This is a genomic window from Kitasatospora sp. P5_F3 (assembly GCF_054049135.1).
In genome coordinates, this window is record NZ_JBFUMY010000166.1 from 1 (window position 1) to 3,162 (window position 3,162).

Here is a 3,162-nt window from a genome sequence, read left to right on the forward strand (position 1 = left end):
CACCGACGTCGGCGCCGACGTGGTCACCCAACTCGCCCTCACCGGCGAGGTGGACGGCTCCGGCCTGGGCGGCTCCGCCCTCAGCGGCGCGGGCAGCCCCGCCATCATGCACGGCGCCTCCGCCCTCAAGGGCAAGTTCAACTCCTCCGACATCCCGGACGCCTCCGACTTCGCGGGCGGCTCCGACTCTCCGGGCTCCGGCAGCTCCAGCGGCTCGGGAGGTTCCAACTCGTCGGACGGTTCGGGTAGTTCCACCGGCTCGGGCTCGTCGGGCTCCAGTACCGGCTCCAACGGCTCGGCCAACCCCGGTCACGGTCCCGGTGGTGACGCCGACCCGGAAACCCGTATCCGTCGTCCCGATCCGGCCTCGAACGGGGCTGATCAGTCGAGCCACGGTGGTGATGCGGACCCGGAGACTCGCGTCCGTCGCCCTGACCCGACCTCGAACGGGGCGGACACCCCGCCCCGGTTCTCGGGCGGCGACGCCGACCCCGAGACCCGCGTCCGCACACCCGCCGGGGACTCGTCCGACCGCTCCGTCCCGCGCAGTGCCCCGGAGTGGAGCGACTCCGCGCCCACCTTCGCCACCAGCCGCAGCGCCGGGCACGACGTCACTCCGACCATCGACTCCAGCCCGTACCAAGGCCCGACCGCCGGCCACTCCGACACCTCCACCCCCCGCGGCACCATCGCCCCGTTCGAGGCTCCGACGGCCCGGACGCCGGATACCGCCCCCTCCCCGATCTGGGGCGACAGCACCAACTCCCGCTCCCCGGAGCCGACCTCGACTCCGGCTCCCGCGCCGGCGCCGGAGCACGGCCGTGACACCACGTCACACAGCGAGACGCCCGCACCGCGCGCCGAGACCCCGGCACCGCGCTCCGAGTCCCCCGCCCCCACGCCGCACCAGTCCGCCCCGACTCCGGTGCCGGAGCACGGCCGTGACACCACGTCACACAGCGAGACGCCCACACCACGCGCCGAAACCCCCGCACCCCGCTCCGAAGCCCCGACTCCCACGCCGCACCAGTCCGCCCCGACCCCGGACGCCCGGTCGGTCCCGCACGAGGGGCCCGGCACGCCGGTTTCGTCCGGGCCGTCGCCGGTGGGCGGTGCCCCAGTCATGTCCGGTGACACCCCGGGTGCGCCTCAGCTGGACGGCATCCGGCTGGCGAGTGGCCCCGCCTCCACGCGTGGACCGTCCCCCGAGGGCACCCCCGGTACCCCCGACGTGCTGTCGGCCGCGCCCGTCCGGGGAGCCGACAGCCCGCCCCCGGCAGCGACCAGCACCGGCGGCGGGACCGTCCCGCCGATGACGTCCGCCGGCCCGTTCAGTTCCGGCCCGGTCCACTCCGGCGGACGCGGCGGCGAATCCCACCAGGCACGGCCTGCGTCCCCTGGCCCGGCCGCAGGAAAGCCCGCACGCGGCCCCTCGCCCACATCCGACCCGGGCGCCGGCGGCCTGCGGCTGGGCCCGGCCCGCCCGAGTGCCGAGCACAACGGCACTCGCACGGAGACTGCCTCCGGTACCGGCGGCAAGCGCACCCCCGACGAAGCTGCCCTCACACCCGACACCCCCCGTCAGCGCGAAGACACCGCCCCCGCACCCGACACCCGGCCGCAGGCGCCCCGGCCGGCGACCGACGGACGCCCGCTGGGTGGAGACGGCGGCCTGGCAGAGCCCACCTCCCGCGACCACGAACGCATCGAACACGCGGTCCCGCGCAACGAGGACGGCACACCCCAGCGCCACCCCGATCCCAACGAGGGAGACTGGCACACCGCCATCAACGGCGACGGCCCCAGCACGCCCGGCCGCAACAACAACTGCGTCGACACGACCCTGGCCCTCCTCGACACCTTCCACGGCAACCCCACCCCGGCCGCCGCCCGCACCCCGGACCTGGACGCCAACGGCAACCCCTCCGACCTCGGCGAACGCGACGGCCGCGACCGCATCGAGCGGAACCTCGGCGCCCAGTTCTCCGACCTCGGCGACGGCCCCGCCGCCTTCCAGCGCCTGGAGGAAACCCTCCACCGGACCGGCCACGGTTCCGCCGCCGCCATCATCACCACCGACGCCGACGGCCGCTCCCACAGCTGGACCGCCGTCAACCACAACGGCACCATCACCTACGTCGACGGCCAGACCGGCAAACGCGACAGCCAGCCCCTCCACAACGGCGACACCGGTGTCTTCGCCATCCCTCTCACCCCCGACCGCGCCCCGGCAACTCCCGCCCCCCACGCCGACCCCGACCACAACCCCGCCAACGACCGCCGAGCACCCGAACGCCCCGGCGTGGAAACGCCCCCACCGCCGCCGGAGACTCCAGACGACGGCAAAGCCGCAGACGGCGACGTCCCGCCACCTCCTCACCAGGACGGGGAAGTCGACTTCCCGCCGGCCGGGCCCCGGGTGCCGGTGGCGGGCGACGGCCTCTGCCTGCTCAACTCGCTCGCCGTGAGCGCACCCGGCCTGGTGGGACCGCAGACGGCGAACCCCGGGGCCGCCGCCCGGCGGCTGCAGTCCGCGGTTGAGAACCACTTCAGCCAGCTGCCCCCGGAGCAGTGGCCGACCGAGGTCGTGGCCAACTACCGCAATCACCTGCTCCTCCCGACGAACCTGACCGCGGGCCAACTGCTCAACCACCTCCCGGCGGACGTCCGGGAGGGGTACGCGGGGCTGCCGCTCGCGGACCTGAGGCAGATCGTCGGCGATCACCTCTCCCAGAACGCACCGCCGCCGTCGGCGCGCGAGCGGGAGGCCCTGCTCCGGACCGTCCGGGACTGGAACAACCGCTGGTTGACCAGCGAAGGGGAGATGCTGCCGGCGGCGGCGGCCCATGCACTGGGCCTCCGTCTGCAGGTACTCGGCCACGACGGCGTTCCCCGGGCGCTCTTCGGACCCCCGGACGGGCAACCGGTGACGGTGTATCACCAGGGCAACCACTACGACGGCAGCGAACCGGTGACCACCGCGCCGCCGATCACCCAACCGCCTGCCGCCACTCCGGCTGCGCCGAAGAACCCCGCCCCGGCGAAGCCCGAGGCGAAGCCCGAGGCGAAGCCCGAGGCGAAGCCCGAGGCGAAGCCCGAGGCGAAGCCCGAGGCGAAGCCCGAGGCGAAGCCCGAGGCGAAGCCCGAGGCGAAGCCCGAGGC

Annotated in this window: 1 protein-coding gene; it reads left to right on the forward strand. The window is 74.9% G+C overall.

The genetic code is table 11. The annotated features are described in order from the left end of the window. Positions 1-3,162: toxin glutamine deamidase domain-containing protein (locus ACXJMZ_RS36950; RefSeq protein ID WP_457034374.1), on the forward strand; the 3,162-nt coding region annotated here is incomplete at both ends.